Origin of the sequence: Rhodomicrobium sp. R_RK_3, from assembly GCF_002198715.1 — a bacterium.
Lineage (GTDB): Bacteria > Pseudomonadota > Alphaproteobacteria > Rhizobiales > Rhodomicrobiaceae > R-RK-3.
The window spans coordinates 65,882-83,479 of the sequence record NZ_MWLK01000013.1 but is presented as its reverse complement, the minus strand read 5'-3'; the positions used below and the strand labels follow the sequence as shown (position 1 = coordinate 83,479).

Below are 17,598 nucleotides of genomic sequence, written 5' to 3'. Positions count from 1 at the left end.
GTTCTGCCGGTGGGGCCCGCTTCGGCCTGACGGCTGCCCGGGACGACGGGGAGAGGCAGGCCGGCGCCCGTGTTATTTCAGCGGCAAGAACAAATCGGCGACCGCCTCATGCGCCGGCACCTCCGGGAAGAAGCTCAGCCGCTGGCAATAGATCGGGAAGTCGCGGGCTTCCTCGCCGCTCGCCGGAAGCCAGTCGCGGTAAAGGTAGAGCGCGGCGGGCTCCAGATTGTGGGTGTTGCCGGTGACGCGCAGTACCGCGCAGCGCCCGCCCGGAATTTCGCCGGCTTTGATCTGCTCGCCATTCGCCTCGATCGATAGGTCGGTCCCCACGCAAAGGTCGACGCTGTAATCGGCAGGCGAGGCCGGACGCCGCTCGGACCGCCAGACATTGAAGGTCGGATGTGTTCTGGGGTGCAGCCCGGCGGCCTTGCGCCACGCGATAAACCGCTGGATGGTCGCGCCGAGCGTGGCGGGATCGCCCCGATGCTCCAGGATCGCCACCGGCATCGTGGGCACATCGCGGATCGTCACGTCATCGGCCGTAAAATTCTTCTGCATGAGCTTGCTCCTCGCATTGTCGAGAGGCCCGAAGGCCGCAAACCACGGCTCCCAGTCGGGAGATTTCCGGAACGAGGACGGCGATTGCCCGAACCGTTGCCGGAAGGCGCGGGCGAAGGCATCCGGCGCATCGTATCCGGCATCCATCGCGATGTCGGTGACGCTTTCCGCATCCCGGTAGGCGAGCCGGAATGAAGCGCGCTTCATGCGGGCAAGCTGGACATAGCGATGCACCGACAGCCCGAAGGTCGCCGTGAACTGCCGGTGGAAATGATATTTCGAATAGGCCGCGATGCTGCTCAGCGCGTCCAGGTCCAGGTCCTCGTCCAGATGCCGGTCGATGTGATCCAGGACCCGCTGCATCCGGGCATGGTGGTTTTGCAGCGCCGCCTTCATTCTTCCGTCCTCCGTGGCCGCGCCAGCTAAGCGCAGGCGGAGCTGGCGCGCTCGACCGATCTTGCGGTTTGTCGCTGGCGGGGGGACGCGCCTTGGCCGCTTCGGGCATGCCTATTTGATGGGCGCCGAAGCGGAAAGTCATATCATGCGGGCAATTGGTCCTGCTTATGGACGGATAACGCCCCAGGCCGCGCCAAAACGTCGCCTGAATTACGCCTTTTTGCTGGGCTGTGCCTCCCTTGCCAACCTGCCTCAAATCTGTCATCTTCCTTAAAGGTAGGTCAGCCTTGCTGTCCTTTAAGGCGCGGGTCACTCGCACGTCTTTCGTTTTCGGATTGGAAATGAGGCGGGCGGGTCTTCTTGCGCGCAAAAGGCAAAAAGATTTAGGCTAATCTGCTCGAGCCGGCGGAAAGCGGTGACGAATACCACTTAGGATAGGCAGACCAATCCGCCCGGCGCCAGTTGCAGGATCGCCCCGCGATGTCTCTTCGCAGGCGACTTGCATGTCGATTGGTCCGGCGATCGTCCGGACTTGAGCGCATCGAGGCCAGTGAAATAGCCATGACGGAACGGATGCATGATCGCGCCGCCCCCTCTGCCGAGCAGCAGGGCGGCGGTGTTTTTCCGCGCGCGGCCGGCCTATATCGGCCCGAATTCGAGCACGATGCCTGCGGCATCGGCATGATCGCCGACATCAAGGGCCGAAAAAGCCACGAGATGATCGAGGACGGGTTGAAAATCCTGCTCAACCTCACCCATCGCGGCGCCGTCGGGGCCGATCCGCTGGCGGGCGACGGCGCAGGCATGCTGGTCCAGATTCCGCATGAATTCTTCGCCGCCGAAGCGGCGCGCCTCGGCTTTGCGCTGCCCGAGCCCGGCCATTACGGCGTCGGCCAGCTCTTCATGCCGCGCGAGGCCGAATGGCGCCTGCGCTGCGAGACCATCATCGAGGAGGCCATCGCCGAGCACGGCCAGGTCCTGCTCGGCTGGCGCGACGTGCCCGTGAACAATAGCGGCCTGCCCCCGATCGTCACCCGATCCGAGCCCGTCATCCGGCAGATCTTCATCGGCCGCGGCGCCGACATCGCCGACGAGGCCGATTTCGAGCGGCGCCTTTACCTCATTCGCAAGGTCACCTCGAACCGCATCATCGGCGAGCGCGACGCTGACAATTCTGGCTATTACCCGGTCTCGCTGTCGGCGCGCACGGTCGTTTATAAGGGCATGTTCCTGGCGTTCCAGCTCGGAGAATACTATCAGGATTTTCACGACCCGCGCTTCAAGTCGGCGCTCGCGCTGGTGCATCAGCGTTTCTCGACCAACACCTTCCCGTCCTGGCGGCTTGCACATCCCTATCGGCTGGTCGCTCACAACGGCGAAATCAACACACTGCGCGGCAACGTCAACTGGATGGCCGCGCGCCAGGCGAGCGTCTCGTCAAAATTTTTCGGCGAGGACATCTCAAAGCTCTGGCCGATCTCCTATGAGGGGCAGTCGGACACGGCTTGCTTCGACAATGCGCTGGAATTCCTGGTGCAGGGCGGCTATTCGCTCGCCCACGCCATGATGATGCTGATCCCGGAAGCCTGGGCCGGCAATCCGCTGATGGACGAAAAGCGCCGCGCCTTCTACGAATATCATGCCGCGCTGATGGAGCCGTGGGACGGCCCCGCCGCCGTCGCCTTCACCGATGGCCGTCAGATCGGCGCGACGCTCGACCGCAACGGCCTGCGCCCCGCCCGCTATTTCGTCACCGACGACGACAAGGTGATCCTCGCCTCCGAAATGGGCGTGCTGCCCTATCCCGAAGAGCGTATCGTGCAGAAATGGCGTTTGCAGCCGGGCAAGATGCTGCTGATCGACCTGGAGAAGGGCCGCATCGTCTCGGATGAGGAGATCAAGTCGGAGCTCGCCAACAGCCATCCGTTCCAGGAATGGCTCGACGCCGGCCAGATCCGCGTCACCGACCTGCCGCCACCGGGACCCGCCGCGCCGAAGTCGAACATCGCGCTGCTCGACCGCCAGCAGGCCTTCGGCTATTCCCAGGAGAGCTGGAAATTCGTCATGCAGCCGATGGTGGAAGGCGGCCAGGAGGCGATCGGCTCGATGGGCACCGACACACCGGTGTCGGCACTGTCGAACAAGCCAAAACTGCTGCACACCTATTTCAAGCAGAACTTCGCCCAGGTGACGAACCCGCCCATCGACCCGATCCGCGAGGAGCTGGTGATGAGTCTGGTCTCCTTCATCGGGCCGCGTCCGAACATCCTGGACCTCGAAGGCACCTCGACGCAGAAGCGGCTCGAAGTGCATCAGCCGATCCTGACCAACGACCAGATCGAGCGGCTGCGCTCGCTGCACGGCTCCTACAACGTGCCGTTCCGCACCATCACGCTGGACATCAGCTACAGCGCGGATCTCGGCGCGTCCGGCATGGAGAAGGCGCTCGACGTGCTCACCGAGCAGGCCGAGCAGGCGGTGCGCGACGGCTACAACATCATCATCGTCTCCGACCGTGCGGTCGGCCCGGCGCGCATTCCGATCCCGTCGCTGCTGGCGACCTCGGCCGTGCATCATCATTTGATCCGTAAGGGCCTGCGCACCTCGGTCGGCCTCGTCGTCGAGACCGGCGAGGCGCATGAGGTGCATCAGTTCTGCACGCTCGCCGGCTATGGCGCGGAGGCGATCAACCCTTATCTGGCCTTCGAGACCATCGAGGCCATGCTGCCCGAGATCGACGAGCCCATCGGCTACGACGAGGCGGTGAAGCGCTACATCAAGGCGACCAGCAAGGGCATTCTCAAGGTGATGTCCAAGATGGGCATCTCGACCTATCAGTCCTATTGCGGCGCGCAGATTTTTGACGCCGTCGGCCTGCGCACGGATTTCGTCGCCAAATATTTCAGCGGCACCCATACCCAGGTGGAAGGCGTCGGGCTGGAAGAGATCGCCCGGGAAGTGGCCGAGCGCCATCGCCAGGCCTTCGGCGACGTGCCGGTGCTCCGCAACGCGCTCGAGGTCGGCGGCGAATATGCCTACCGCATTCGCGGTGAGGCGCATATGTGGCGGCCTGAAACCGTCGCCAGCCTTCAGCACGCCGTGCGCGCCAATGTGCCGGACAAGTTCCGCGAATTCTCCAATGCGGTGAACGACCAGAGCGAGCAGCTGATGACCTTGCGCGGCCTTTTCCGCATCAAGGACGCCGCCGAGCTCGGACGGGCGCCGATCCCGCTCGAGGAGGTCGAGCCGGCGGTCGAGATCGTCAAGCGCTTCTCGACCGGCGCCATGTCCTTCGGCTCGATCAGCCGCGAGGCGCATACGACGCTCGCCATCGCCATGAACCGCATCGGCGGCAAGTCGAACACCGGCGAGGGCGGCGAGGAAGCCGACCGCTACGTGCCGATGGCCAACGGCGACTCCATGCGCTCGGCGATCAAGCAGGTGGCGTCGGGCCGCTTCGGCGTGACGGCGGAATATCTCGCCAATTCCGATGTGATGCAGATCAAGGTGGTGCAGGGCGCAAAGCCCGGCGAGGGCGGCCAGTTGCCCGGCCATAAGGTCGACGCCATCATCGCCAAGGTGCGGCACTCGACGCCGGGCGTCGGCCTGATCTCGCCGCCGCCGCATCACGACATCTATTCCATCGAGGACCTGGCCCAGCTCATCTTCGACCTGAAGAACGTCAATCCGGACGCCGATGTCAGCGTGAAGCTGGGCTCCGAAGTCGGCGTCGGCACGGTCGCGGCGGGCGTCGCCAAGGCGCGCGCGGATCATGTGACCATCGCAGGCTTCGAAGGCGGCACGGGCGCGTCGCCCCTCACCTCGATCAAGCACGCGGGCAGCCCCTGGGAAATCGGCCTCGCCGAGACGCATCAGACCTTGGTGCTGAACGGCCTGCGCGGCCGCATCGCGGTGCAGGTCGATGGCGGCGTGCGCACCGGGCGCGACGTGGTGATCGGGGCGCTGCTCGGGGCCGACGAATTCGGCTTCGCCACCGCGCCGCTGATCGCGGTCGGCTGCATCATGATGCGCAAGTGCCATCTGAACACCTGCCCGGTCGGCGTCGCCACGCAAGATCCGGTGCTGCGCAAGCGTTTCACCGGCAAGCCCGAGCACGTCATCAACTACTTCTTCATGGTGGCGGAGGAGGTGCGCGAATTCATGGCCGCGCTCGGCGTTCGCAAGCTGAGTGAGCTGACCGGCCATTCCGACTGGCTCGACAAGGAGCGCGCGATTGCCCATTACAAGGCCAAGGGCCTCGATTTCGGCAATCTGTTCTTCAAGCCCGACGTCGGCCCGGAGATCGCGACCAGCAACACCGAGCGGCAGAAGCATCCGATCGACACCGTGCTCGACCGCAAGCTGATCGAGCTCGCCAAAACCGCGATCAACGACCGCCAGCCGGTCAAGCTCGACCTGACCATCCGCAATTCGGACCGCACGACGGGCGCGATGCTGTCCGGCTTCGTCGCCAAGAAATACGGCCATGCGGGCCTGCCGGAAGACACCATCTGGATCACCCTGCGCGGCACCGCCGGCCAGAGTTTTGGCGCCTGGCTCGCGCATGGCATCACGCTCGACCTGATCGGCGACGGCAACGACTATGTCGGCAAGGGCCTCTCGGGCGGCCGCATCATCGCGCGACCGCCCAAGGGCAGCCGCATCGTGCCGGAGGACAGCATCATCGTCGGCAATACGGTGCTCTACGGCGCGATCTCGGGCGAATGCTATTTCCGGGGCGTCGCGGGGGAGCGTTTCGCCGTGCGCAATTCGGGCGCCATCGCGGTGGTCGAGGGCACCGGCGATCATGGCTGCGAATATATGACCGGCGGCATCGTCGTGGTGCTCGGCAAGACGGGGCGGAACTTTGCCGCCGGCATGTCGGGCGGCATCGCCTATGTCATGGACGAGGACGGCTCGTTCGAGCAGCGCTGCAACATGTCGATGGTCGACCTTGAGCCGATCCAGGCCGAGGAGGAGCGCATGAGCCGCTTCTCGCACCAGACCGGCGACCTGCAAGGCCACGGCCTCGTCGACGTGCAGCGCGACATGACCCGCTTCGACTCGGTCCGCCTGCGCCAGCTCATCGAGAACCACCGGCATTACACCGGCTCGGAGCGGGCGAGGCTCATTCTCGAGAATTGGGAGGCATGGCTGCCCAAATTCGTGAAGGTGATGCCGGTCGAATACAAGAAGGCGCTCGAAGCCATGAGCCGCGCCCAAGCCGCCGATCAGACCGGCTTCGACGTGCTGGAGATCGGTCTGCGGAATGGGCGGTGAGGTGCGGCGAAAGGTGCGGACGACCGATAGGCATTACCCCCTCACCCGGCGCTCCGCGCCGACCTCTCCCCATGGGAGAGGTTGGACTGCGGTACGCTGAGAGGATGGGTTTCTAAGCTTCTCCCCCAGGGAATCGAACGCCTCTCCCAGTGGGAGAGGGTCGGGGTGAGGGTTACGAACTATCGGTGAGGCAATATCCCTCATCCGCCCCACGGGTCGGTTGAGACGAACGGGCGCAGCGCTAAGCGCCGAAAAAGGGTCGAAGATCGCCGCCCGGCCAACCGGGCAGCGGAGTGAAACGCCAAGTCGAGAGCCGGCGGCCCCGCCGAACGGGCGCCGCTCCTACGGGAAGAAGAAAGACGCGATGGGAAAAATCACTGGCTTTCTGGAGATCGAGCGGCAGGACCGGGCCTATGCGCCGGCCTCCGACCGCGTCCGCCATTTCCGCGAATTCGTGATCCCGCTGGAGGAACGCGATGTCGGCCGGCAGGCGGCGCGCTGCATGGATTGCGGTATCCCCTATTGCCATAATGGCTGCCCGGTCAACAACCAGATCCCGGACTGGAACGACCTCGTCTATCACGGCGACTGGCGCGAGGCGGCGATCAACCTGCATTCGACCAACAATTTCCCCGAATTCACCGGCCGCATCTGCCCCGCCCCGTGCGAGGCCTCCTGCACGCTGAACCTGGACGACGCGCCGGTCACCATCAAGACCATCGAATGCACGATTGTCGACAAGGCCTGGGAAGAGGGCTGGGTCGCCGCCGAACCGGCCGAGACGCAGACCGGCAAGCGCGTCGCCATCATCGGCTCGGGGCCGGCCGGGCTCGCTGCCGCCCAGCAACTGGCGCGCGTCGGCCATGAGGTTCATGTCTTCGAGAAGAATTGCTATCCCGGCGGCCTGCTGCGCTACGGCATCCCCGACTTCAAGATGGAGAAATGGCTGATCGAGCGCCGCGTGCGCCAGATGGAGGCCGAGGGCGTCAGCTTCCATTGCAAGGTCAATGTCGGCGCAGACAAGAAGCTCGCCGAGCTGGAAGCCGAGTTCGACGCCGTATTGCTGGCGGGCGGCGCGGAGAAAGCGCGCGACCTGCCGATCGAGGGGCGCGACCTGCAAGGCATCGAATTCGCGATGGATTTCCTGCCGCAGCAGAATCGCCGCGTTGCCGGCGAGCCGGACGGCAAGTCAGAGCCGATCCTGGCGGCGGGCAAGCATGTCGTCGTCATCGGCGGCGGCGACACCGGCTCGGATTGCATCGGCACCTCGTTCCGGCAGGGCGCGCTGAGCGTCACCCAGCTCGAAATCATGCCGGAGCCGCCGCTGAAGGAGAACAAGCTGCTGACCTGGCCGAACTGGCCGCTGAAGATGCGGACCTCGTCGAGCCAGGCCGAGGGCGCCGAGCGCGCCTTCAGCGTGATGACGGCGAAATTCACCGGCGTGAACGGGCGGGTGCAGAAGCTGCATTGCACGCGGGTGGACGAGAAATTCCAGCACGTTCCCGGCTCGGAATTCGAGCTGAAGGCCGATCTTGTGCTGCTCGCCATGGGCTTCGTCAGCCCGGTGCATGAGGGCATGATCCAGGAGACTGGCCTTGAGCTCGACGGGCGCGGCAACGTCAAGGCCAATGACCGCGAATACCGCACCAGCCGCGAAAAGCTGTTCGCCGCCGGCGACATGCGGCGCGGCCAGTCGCTCGTCGTCTGGGCCATCCGCGAGGGCCGTCAGGCAGCGCATGCCATCGACAAGTTCCTGATGGGCAAGTCGGATCTGCCGCGCTGAGCCTTCGGACACGCCCTACCGGTTTCGTCTGTAACCCGAACCTTGCCGGGCGCTTTGTCTCAGCGCCTGCTTCCGCTTGCAAATGCGGCGCCGAGCCGGGATAGTCGCGCCATTCCGGCCAGAATGGGACAACGGGGAATTCAGCGAATGGCGAGTGCACGCTTGCGGGGGATTTTGCGGGACATCTCGCCGAGGACGCTGGTCCTCAGCGCGGTGCTGGTCATCGGCGGCATCATCGCCGCGGCCGCCGCGCAAAAGGCCGACATTGCGGCTCTGCGCCCGCAGGCCATCACCGTGTCCGCCAAGCCCTTCGACTTCGACCGCGCCAATCCGGAGCAGAAGACTTTCGGCCGGCTCGAATGGCGCGGCGGTCTGATCTTGTCATCGTCGTCGGAGTTTTTCGGCGGCTATTCCGACATCGCGCTGAGCGCCGACGGCGAGAAGCTGCTGATGATCTCCGATGCTGGAAGCTGGCTCTCCGCCACGATCGAGCACAAGGACGGCCGGCTCTCCGGCCTCGGCGACGCGCGCATCGGACCGATCCCGCAGAAGGATGGCCGGCCGCTGCAGCGCACGCGCGACCGCGATTCCGAATCGCTGGTGGCGCTCCGGCCCGGCGGCATCGAGGGACGCTATCTGATCGGCTTCGAGGGCCGCCACCGGATCGAGGAATATGTTTTCGAGAAGGGCGCGATGCGCGGGCCGGTCGGCGGCATCGCGCTGCCGGACCAGCTCAAGCGCATGAGCCGCAATGCCGGGCTCGAAGGCATGACCATGCTGCGCGGCGGCGACCATGCCGGCGCGGTCGTGGCCTTCGCCGAGCGCAAGCTCACCCGCGACGGCGACCATACCGGCGCCATGACGCTGGCGGGCAAATCCAAGCCGCTATTCCTGAAGCGTCATGGCGAGTTCGACGTGGTGTCGCTGGCGGGGCTGAAGGACGGCAGCCTCCTGATACTGGAGCGCAGCTTCATCCGTGCCACGCTGAAGCTCGACACGCGCCTGCGGCTGATCGAGGCCCGCGACATCCGGCCCGGCGCGATGCTCGAGGGCGAGGTGCTGCTGGAGGCCGGCCGCTCCTATATGATCGACAATTTCGAGGGAGTCACGGCGACGGAAGGCGAGAACGGCGAAACGCTCATTACCCTCATCTCCGACGACAATTTCAGCTTCTTTCAGAGCACGCTGCTGGCGCAATTTGCGCTGAAACGGCGTTAGCCTCAGAGCGCCAGGCCAAATTCCTCGTAATCTAGCGGGCCGGCTCCAGCCGCAGCACCCGTCCGTTGCTGGGGTCGTCGGTCACCACGTAAAGATGCCCGTCCGGTCCCGACCGCACGTCGCGGATGCGCTCGCCGAGGTCCGCCAGGAGCTCTTCCTGCTCGACCACCTTGGCGCCCTCCAGCCGGACGCGGCGCAAATGCGTGCCGGCCAGCGCGCCGACGAACAGGTCGCCCCTCCAATTCGGGAATTTGTCGCCGTCATAGAAGGCCATGCCGCTCGGGGCGATGGAGGGCTTCCAATAGACCACCGGCTGCTCCATCCCCGGCATCGCCGTCTTGTCGGAGATCACTGCGCCGCTATAGTCGACGCCATAGGTGATCTTGGGCCAGCCGTAATTGGCCCCGGCCTTCAAAATGTTGACCTCGTCGCCGCCGCGCGGGCCGTGCTCATGCTGCCAGATTTCCGCCGTGCCGGGCCGCAGCGCGATGCCTTGCGAATTGCGGTGGCCATAGGAAAAGATCTCGGGCCGCGCATTGTCCTTGCCGACGAAAGGATTGTCCTTCGGCACCGAGCCGTCATCATTGATGCGGACGACGGCGCCGAGATGGTTGACGACGTTCTGGGCCTCGTCGCGGCGGCTGAAGCGGTCGCCGAGGGTGACGAACAGCGTGCCGTCGGGCGCGAACAGCAGGCGCGAGCCGTAATGATTGCCCCCGCCCGTCTTGGGCTCGGCCTTGAAGATGACGGTTTTGTCTTCGAGCCGGCCGCCATCGAGCCTTGCCCGCGCGACTTCGGTATTGGCGCCGCCCGCGCCCGGTCCGGCATAGCTGAGATAGATCAGATGGTTGCGGTCAAAATCGGGATGCAGGGCCACGTCGAGCAGACCGCCCTGGCCCTGTGCCGCCACTTGCGGCGTTCCGGCGATCGGCTGGCCTTCGAGCTTGCCGGCCCGGATCAGCCGCAGCCGCCCGCCGCGCTCCGTCACCAGCATGTCCCCGCCCGGCAGGAAGGCGAGCGCCCATGGGTTGCTGAGGCCGCCGGCCACCTCGACAAGCCGGAAATTTTCGCCCGCGCTGGATTTCTGCAGCGCTTCGGCCGCGGCCGCCTCGGGCGCCTGCGCCAGGAGCACGGCGGTCGGCGCGGCTTTTATGAATGAGCTAAGCTTTGACCCGTTTTTCTTCGATAAATGTCTCCACTGCCTCAAGGCTTGCCTCACCTTTCCGTGCGACGAAAGTGCAGTCGCGGTTCGAGGACCATGGCTGCTAAATGAGCCGCGAATGATCCACCTAAAATTGTGACTTTGAAACAGGACTTGCAAGTCTGACCGATGCAGCTTGAGCTCTTATCCGCCATCCCCAGCGGCGCAAGACGCGATGTCAGCGTGCTTCTTGTGCATGGCATTTGCCTCGGCGCCTGGGTTTGGCAGGACAATTTCATGCCTTATCTGGCCGAACGCGGCTTTCCGACCTATGCGCTCAGCCTGCGCGGCCATGGCAAGAGCGAGGGAGGCGAGCGCATCCGGCAATGGCGGCTCGGCGATTTCAGCGACGACATCGCCTGGGCGGCGGAGCGGATCGGCGGGCGCGTCGCCATCGTCGCGCATCCGATGGGCGGCGGGGTGGCGCAATATTATCTGCGCCAGGGCCGGCGGGCCGCCGGGCTGGTGCTGATGGCCTCGGTGCCGCCGCACGGGCTGATGCGCGCGTCCTTCTCGATGTATTCGCGCAATCCCTCGTTGTGGGAGGAGCTGCAGAAAACCCGGCACGGCCAGCTCAAGGGCATCGACCTCGGCATCCTCGAGCGCGGGCTGTTGTCGGAGCCGATCGGGTCGGAGGAACGCAAATGGCTGCTGCGCCGGCTGACCGAGCCGGCCATCCAGGCCAGCCTCGAGCTGATGGGCTGGTGCCCGATCGCGCCGCTGCCCTGGATCACGCCGCCGCTGCTGGTGATCGGCGGCGCGCGCGACGACCTCATCCCGCCGACCGACGTGCATCTGACCGGCCTGTATTACGGCGTCCGCCCCGAATTGATCCCCGGCTGCGCCCACGCCATTATGCTGGAGCCGAGCTGGCAGAAGGCGGCGGAGTTGGTAAGCGGGTGGCTCGTCAGGAAGTTCGATAGGGCGAGTTGAGGCGGCGCGGAGGGATTTAACCTGCCGGTGCCCGGCGTTGTTCGGATTGGCCTCAAATCATTGAGCAAGGATGCGCAGGCCGCGACAGTGGTCGAGGCGCTGACGCGGCTTGGCGAGGACATATGCGGGGCGATCATTTCCATCGAACCAAGCCGGACTCGTGTTCGGACCGTCCTCCAAATGGTTGAAGCGGCCGCAAAAGCCTGCCGACCGCAATTACCTGCCTTCTTAGTACAAATCATCCGACCACCTCGCATTACGTCCGTAACGCGGTATGCAGAACCCGCAATCCCGGCGTAATGCAATGCAGTCAAACCTCCTCGCCGGATTCAATGGAGAGGTGCGACATGCACGGGAAGTTGCCTGCGCTGCGGGCGGGTCGGATTCGGGCGCTTCGCGACGGCATCAAGGCGGGCGGCAGCACGGTTTTCGAGCCCGGCGGCGACAGCTATGCCGAGGCCTGCGCGATCTGGAACGGCGCGGTGACGCATGAACCGGCGCTGGTCGTCCCCTGCCGGACGCCCGCCGATGTGCAGAACGCCGTCACCGCCGCCCAGGCGCATGGCATCCCTCTGTCGGCGCGCGGCGGCGGGCATGACTGGGCCGGGCGGGCGCTTCGCGATGGCGGGCTGGTGCTCGACCTCTCGGCCATGCGCGGCGTGAGCGTGGATGCCGCGGCTAGAGTTGCGACCGTTGCGGGCGGGGCGACGGCGCGCGATCTCAGCATGGCGGCGGGCGCGCACGGTCTTGCCGCCGTCACGGGCAATTCCAGCGGCATCGGCATGGCGGGCTATCTGCTGGGCGGCGGCTATGGTGCGCTGACGCCGCGTTTCGGCCTTGCGCTCGACAATCTGCTCGGCGCCGAGATCGTGCTCGCCGACGGCCGGCTGGTGATCGCCGACGCGCTGCAGAACACGGAGCTGTTTTGGGCGCTGCGCGGCGGCGGCGGCAATTTCGGCGTCGTCGTCTCGATGAAGATCCGCCTGCACCCCGTGGCCGAGCTGCTGGCCGGGGTTATCCTGTTCCCATGGAGCCAGGCGCCAAGGGTGCTGCGCGGTTACGCTGAAATCATGGCCCTCGCGCCGGACGAATTCTCGGCCGCCTCGGGCATGATTTCGGCGCCGGACGGCAGCCCGGCTATTTTCATCGCGCCGTGCTGGAGCGGCGAGGCGGGACGCGGCCAGGCCCATATCGAGCGGCTGCAGAAGCTCGGCACTCCGCTGTTCACGCAGATCGGCCCGATGAGCTGCACCGGTTTGATCGGCATGTTCGACGACCAGGTATCGAACGGCCGCCATTACGCGTTGCGGACGCGCTGGCTCGCCGACCTCACGCCCGGCGTCGCTGCCGCCATCGCGGCGGCGGGCGCCGCGCGGACATCGCCTTTCTCGGTGGTGGCGATGCATCATTTCCACGGCGCCGGCACGCGGGTGGCGGCGGATGCGACCGCCTTCGGCCTGCGCCGCCGGCATATCCTCGTTGAGATCGTGGCGGCCTGGGACCGGAGCGCCGGCGATGACGGCAGCCGCCACCGCGAATGGGCGTCGGATTTGTCCGCCGCGCTCGCCCGCTATGCCCTGCCGGGCGGCTACCCTAATTTGCTGACGCCCGAGGATGGCGAGCAGCTTGCGCTGTCCTATGGCGGCAACGCCTCGCGCCTGCGCGCCGTCAAGCGCCGCTACGATCCGGAAAATGTGTTCGCTTCGGCGATCCCGATTCCGGATTGATCCATCGAGTAGACTTGCACAGATTTATATCAAGTATTAGCATTGGATTTACGCGGGTGATTTATCCTGCCCGCTGTCAATGCTCGTCCCATACTTAGAACCAGTCGGTTACTTTAAGGTTGCTGCGCAAGCGGCGTTATTTTTAGCGGTCAGACATTGCGAACGCAGTGCCAGTTGGCTTTTGGCCTCGTCGCATCTTGGCCTTAGAGCGAGGTGTTTTATGCCAGATCCCAAAGGTATCGAGGGCGTTACGCCCAAGCCCGTCGCGCGCGGCGATCTTTCCGGGACCGGCCGCAAGGCCGGGCACACGCTGCAGACCCCCGGATACCAGGCGTCGGTGCCGCCTTCCTCGGAGACCGCCGCGCGTGCCGGAAAACCGGCCGTCAGGCGCCGTCCTGGCCAACCGGCGCGGGGAGAATGAGCCATGCTGACATTCTGCAATTCCTATCCCGTGCGGATCTGGACGGCGTTTTCCTTCTTCAGCCCCGAGGTTTGCGGCGGCGAAGGCGGCGAGTGGCAAAATATCGGCTGGTTTCCGGTCAACCCGGGGGCGTGCTCGCTGGTCTTTGCCAATGATCTCAGCGACGTCAACCGCTTCTGGTACTTCTTTGCCGAAGCCGATGACGGCGCGCGGTGGGAGGGCGAGTTTCCGACATTCGTGCATCCGACCGACGCCTTCAACATCTGCGACGGCATCGGAACCACGGCGCTGCAGCGGGTCGGCTTCCGTGAACTCGATGTCGGCGACAGCGACGGCTGGACGCTGACCTTCACGCCTTGAGCTGGCGCGGGGGCCGGGCGTGACCGGTCCCCGCCTGCATGGACCCTGCTGCCTTCGTGGCCATGCATCGCTTCAAATGTCAGGGCGATGCATCCACTTTTTGTCATTCCCGCGAAGGCGGGAATCCAGCCGCGTCCACGGCGGCTCCTCAAGGATGCTGGATTCCCGCCTTCGCGGGAATGACGACACGACTGACGGGCTGACGGAGTCCGACCTACCGCGCCGCCGTCAGCGCCGGCGTCACATCGACCGCGACGTCGATCTTGTGCTTGCCGCCGCCGAGCAGCACGCCGGTCACGGGGCTCACATCCTGAAAATCCCGGCCATAGGCGATGGTGATGTGCTCGTCGCGCGGGATCAGATTGTTGGTCGGGTCGAAATCCACCCAGCCGATCTGGGGAGCCCAGACCGAGACCCAGGCGTGCGAGGCATCCGCGCCGACCAGCTTCTCCTTGCCGGGCGCCGGATAGGTCAACAGATACCCGCTGACATAGCGCGCCGGCAGCCCGTAGGCGCGCATGGCGCCGATCAGCAGATGGGCAAAATCCTGGCAAACGCCGCGCCGGATGCTGAGCACCTCCTCGATGGTGGTGGCGATGTCGGTGGCGGCGTTGTCATAGGCAAAGCCGGTATAGATGGCATTGGTCAAGTCGCGCGCGCATTCCAAAATCGGGCGGCCGGGCGGGAAGAACGGCTCGGCGAAGGCGATCAGGCGCGGCGTGATCGTGGTGTGATGCGACGGCATCAGATATTGCGCGACCTCGATGTCGTAGCTCTTGCGCGCCGGGGCGAGGCTCGCGGCGACGCGGTCCCAGGGCTCCGACGCTTTCACGTCGATCGGTTTGGGCGCCACGACGTCGACGACGCAGCGCGAATGGATCAGGAGTTCGGTGTGGTTGCTCTCGATGGAGAGCGTCGAGGCCGGGTTGCCGAAATAGTCGGTGAAGTCGCTGCGTGAGGCGGGCACCGGCTCGACCAGCAGCGTGTGCCGGACGACGCGCTGGCGCGGATGCGGGCGCGGGGCGAGGTGGACGAGGTGATGGGCCTGCGCGACAGGAGCCGTGTAGTGGTAGACGGTCTTGTGGCTGACCTCAAAAATCATGGGCGGGGTCCAACACGCGGGTAAATGCGCTTCATTTCATCTTCCGTCAGGTTGAAATAGCGCCGGGTGATGGCTTCGGAGAGTTGCGGCAGATCTGACACGATATGGGTAAACAAGGCCTTAAATTTATCACGCGATTTGTCCGGCCCGGCCTTGGAAAGCTCATGCACGTCGGCGAGGCGGACCCTGGTCAAGAGGTCGAGGATCATCTTGCGCTCTTCGCTCTGCGGGGCGGGCTGCGGTGAGAGCGGCAGGCCGTCGAAATGCTGCGAGATGGCGTGGAGCTGGAACGCGACGCTGCGCGGGTTGGTTTCATCGACCAGCAAAAGATCGAGCACCAGCGGCAGGACCGGCGCGAACAGATAGCGCGAGCGGTACGTCAGGATGCTGTCGGCGACTTCCAGCGCGAAGGTGAGGCCCGCGGCTTCGGCGGCCTCGCCCTCGGCATTGCTGAAGAGCGCCTCCAGCAGCTCCGACAGGTTGATGGCGCGCTCGAGGCGCCGGCCGATCTCCATGAAAGTCCAGCCGTAATTGCGGGTCATGTTCTCGGCCGCCATGCCGTTGAAGGCGGCGAGCGTGGCGATGCCCTGGTCGAGCCCTTCCAGCGCTTCGGAGAGGCTTTCAGGCTCGGCTTCGCCGGACCAGACGGGCGAGGTCTGGAAGGTTTGCAGCGTGCGCCAGAGCTCGACCGAAAGCCGGTCGCGGATGAGGCTGGCGACATTGTGGACGTTGTCGAGGGTGCGCACCAGGCCGTAGCGGCCGCGCCCCGACAGCAGCGAGCGGGCGCGCCGTTCGATGGCGGCGTTCTGCGGCTGCAGCGCGAGCACGCCCTCGTCCTTGGCCAGCGGCACGTCGAGCGCGCGGATGACGACGTCGCGGTGCTGGTAGACGGCAAGGTCCGGGTCGAGGCGGCTGAGCGCGCCGCGCAGGAGGCGCATGATCCAGTCGGCGCGCTCGGCGTAGCGGCCGAGCCAGAACAGATTGTCGGCGATGCGGCTGCGCAGGCCGGTGCCGCCGCGGCTGATTTTCGGCGAGTCGAGGCTCAGCCGCAGCCGGCTGACCTGCTGGGTCACATCGGCGTCCGAGGCGACCCACACGTCGCGCGACCGGCCCTCCGGCTCGTAGAGCGCATAGCCCTGGCGGGTGTCGAGGTCGAGCGCGATGCCGCCGGGCATAACGCGGTATTCGCCGTCAACTTCGGTGGCGTAGAGCCGCATGATGTAGCCCTGCGGCCTCAAACCCTCCGGCGTCCAGGAGGGCAGGGTGGCGAATTCGGATTTTTCCTCGGCGACATAGCAATAGCCGTGAATCTCGATTTCCTGGCGCAGGCGGTCCAGCTCGGCGGCCGACATTTGCGACGGCATCAGCACGGTCTGCGGGCGGCCGGGGCGGCCGGTGCCCTCCTGGACGCGGCGGATGGCGAAATTCTCCAAGCCGGCGAGCACATGCTGGCGCGAGCCCGGATCGCCGAGCCACCAGCGCGTATGATCTGGGATTTCGAGCTCCTCGCCGAGCACGTCCCTGCACAGGGCGGGCAGCAACGGCCCCAGGCCGCGATTTTCGATGACGGCGGTGCCGATGGCGTTGACGGCGAGATCCGGATTGACGCGCAGCGCCTGCACGAAGCCGGCCGGGCCGAGATAGCCGCCCGGATCGAGCTGGAGGGGATCGGACTGCGCGCCGGCGACGCAGCGCATGATGAGGTCGATCGGGCGCAGGCCTTCCAGCGTCTTCATATAAATGCGGTTGCTGACGACGCGCAGGTCGCCGCCCTCGACTAGAAGGAAGCTGAAATAGCGGGCCAGATAAGCGTGGCCGAAATAATCCTCGTGATGCGCGCCGGGCGTCAGGAGGGCGATGGTGGCGTCGTCGCGTCCGGCGCGGGTGAGCAATTCGCCGTGCATGGCGTTGAAATAGGGGGCGAGGCGCAGCGCCCGGCTGTCGCGGAAGAGGTCGCTCGACACATGCGAATGCACGATGCGGTTGGCGAGCGCGAAGCCCGCCCCGGCGACGGTTTCGGCGTGATTGTCGAGGATGCGCCAATTGCCGGCGGCATCGCGGGTGAAGTCGGCGGCGAAGAAATTCAGTCGGCCGCGCCCCTGCGGCGCGCCGCTCATCGGCCTTAGGAATGCCGGATCGCCGAGCGTGAGCTGCGGCGGGATTTGCCCGGTCCGCAGCAGCGTCTGGTCGCCGTAAGTGTCGTTCAGGATGTGCGAATAGAGCCGGGCCCGCTGGATCACCGCCTTCTCCAGATGCCGCCATTCGGCGGGGGAGAGGATGAGCGGGATCAGGTCGATCTTCCAGGGCTCATCGGCGGTGTGGACTTCGGCGAACAGCTCCTGGGCGATGCCGTTTTCGCGCACCAGACGGCGGAGCTTGTCGTAACGGGCGGTCTGTTCGGCGGGATTGAATTCGGCGAAACGCTCGGTGAAGGGCTTCCAATGCGCCCGGACCTTCCCTTGCGGGTCCAGCATCTCATCGAAGCGCGGTCCATCCGCAGCATAATCGGCGAATGGATCCCCGCTTGGCGTGCCGATCCCTTCGATCATGGTCGTCATAGTGTGTGGAGCGCCCTGTTGCTGGTCCGTCTAGCGCTTCTCACGAAGGTATCTGAAAGAA

Annotated in this window: 10 protein-coding genes; 6 read left to right on the top strand and 4 right to left on the bottom strand. The window is 65.5% G+C overall.

From position 1 onward, the window contains the following. Positions 1-72 precede the first annotated feature (72 nt). A complete protein-coding gene (locus BLEFHOIH_RS06100) occupies positions 73-954 on the bottom strand; it encodes an AraC family transcriptional regulator (protein ID WP_088343632.1) in 882 nt (293 codons plus the stop codon). A 573-nt stretch (positions 955-1,527) separates the two neighbouring features. Between BLEFHOIH_RS06100 and gltB the strand changes: the two genes are divergently transcribed. From gltB to BLEFHOIH_RS06085, 3 genes are all read left to right on the top strand, one after another. Further along, on the top strand, positions 1,528-6,234 hold the full coding sequence (gene gltB / locus BLEFHOIH_RS06095) for a glutamate synthase large subunit (RefSeq protein ID WP_245296892.1): 4,707 nt from the start codon (positions 1,528-1,530) through the stop codon (positions 6,232-6,234). Positions 6,235-6,598: 364 nt separating this feature from the next. After that, on the top strand, positions 6,599-8,017 hold the full coding sequence (locus tag BLEFHOIH_RS06090; protein ID WP_088343630.1) for a glutamate synthase subunit beta: 1,419 nt from the start codon (positions 6,599-6,601) through the stop codon (positions 8,015-8,017). A 147-nt stretch (positions 8,018-8,164) separates the two neighbouring features. Next, on the top strand, positions 8,165-9,235 hold the full coding sequence (locus tag BLEFHOIH_RS06085; protein ID WP_170937024.1) for an esterase-like activity of phytase family protein: 1,071 nt from the start codon (positions 8,165-8,167) through the stop codon (positions 9,233-9,235). A gap of 31 nt (positions 9,236-9,266) precedes the next feature. Here BLEFHOIH_RS06085 and BLEFHOIH_RS06080 read toward each other — a convergent pair whose 3' ends face one another. Beyond that, positions 9,267-10,367 carry a PQQ-dependent sugar dehydrogenase gene (locus tag BLEFHOIH_RS06080; RefSeq protein ID WP_245296886.1) on the bottom strand — a complete coding sequence of 367 codons (1,101 nt, stop codon included), beginning with the start codon at positions 10,365-10,367 and terminating at the stop codon, positions 9,267-9,269. A gap of 198 nt (positions 10,368-10,565) precedes the next feature. Between BLEFHOIH_RS06080 and BLEFHOIH_RS06075 the strand changes: the two genes are divergently transcribed. The 3 genes from BLEFHOIH_RS06075 to BLEFHOIH_RS06065 all read left to right on the top strand — a co-directional run bounded on the left by BLEFHOIH_RS06075 (position 10,566) and on the right by BLEFHOIH_RS06065 (position 13,877). Beyond that, positions 10,566-11,369, top strand: coding sequence for an alpha/beta hydrolase (locus BLEFHOIH_RS06075; RefSeq protein WP_088343627.1), 804 nt, complete (start codon positions 10,566-10,568; stop codon positions 11,367-11,369). A gap of 347 nt (positions 11,370-11,716) precedes the next feature. Continuing rightward, positions 11,717-13,096, top strand: coding sequence for an FAD-binding oxidoreductase (locus BLEFHOIH_RS06070; RefSeq protein ID WP_088343728.1), 1,380 nt, complete (start codon positions 11,717-11,719; stop codon positions 13,094-13,096). 424 nt (positions 13,097-13,520) lie between these two features. After that, complete coding sequence (locus tag BLEFHOIH_RS06065; protein WP_088343626.1) at positions 13,521-13,877, top strand: DUF1036 domain-containing protein; 357 nt, start codon at positions 13,521-13,523, stop codon at positions 13,875-13,877. Between the two features lie 214 nt (positions 13,878-14,091). On the opposite strand, the gene BLEFHOIH_RS06060 is transcribed toward BLEFHOIH_RS06065, so the two are convergent. Beyond that, entirely contained in the window at positions 14,092-14,979 is an 888-nt protein-coding gene (locus BLEFHOIH_RS06060; RefSeq protein WP_088343625.1) for a transglutaminase family protein, read from the bottom strand. Further along, a complete protein-coding gene (locus tag BLEFHOIH_RS06055; RefSeq protein ID WP_088343624.1) occupies positions 14,976-17,537 on the bottom strand; it encodes a circularly permuted type 2 ATP-grasp protein in 2,562 nt (853 codons plus the stop codon). The genes BLEFHOIH_RS06060 and BLEFHOIH_RS06055 overlap by 4 nt, the downstream gene beginning before the upstream one ends. Positions 17,538-17,598: the final 61 nt, after the last annotated feature.

Coding starts and splice junctions, on each gene's coding strand:
- BLEFHOIH_RS06090 (WP_088343630.1), top strand. CDS start 6,599: ATGGGAAAAATCACTGGCTTTCTGGAGATCGAGCGGCAGGACCGGGCC.
- BLEFHOIH_RS06075 (WP_088343627.1), top strand. CDS start 10,566: ATGCAGCTTGAGCTCTTATCCGCCATCCCCAGCGGCGCAAGACGCGAT.
- BLEFHOIH_RS06060 (WP_088343625.1), bottom strand. CDS start 14,979: ATGATTTTTGAGGTCAGCCACAAGACCGTCTACCACTACACGGCTCCT.
- BLEFHOIH_RS06055 (WP_088343624.1), bottom strand. CDS start 17,537: ATGACGACCATGATCGAAGGGATCGGCACGCCAAGCGGGGATCCATTC.
- BLEFHOIH_RS06100 (WP_088343632.1), bottom strand. CDS start 954: ATGAAGGCGGCGCTGCAAAACCACCATGCCCGGATGCAGCGGGTCCTG.
- gltB (WP_245296892.1), top strand. CDS start 1,528: ATGCATGATCGCGCCGCCCCCTCTGCCGAGCAGCAGGGCGGCGGTGTT.
- BLEFHOIH_RS06065 (WP_088343626.1), top strand. CDS start 13,521: ATGCTGACATTCTGCAATTCCTATCCCGTGCGGATCTGGACGGCGTTT.
- BLEFHOIH_RS06085 (WP_170937024.1), top strand. CDS start 8,165: ATGGCGAGTGCACGCTTGCGGGGGATTTTGCGGGACATCTCGCCGAGG.
- BLEFHOIH_RS06070 (WP_088343728.1), top strand. CDS start 11,717: ATGCACGGGAAGTTGCCTGCGCTGCGGGCGGGTCGGATTCGGGCGCTT.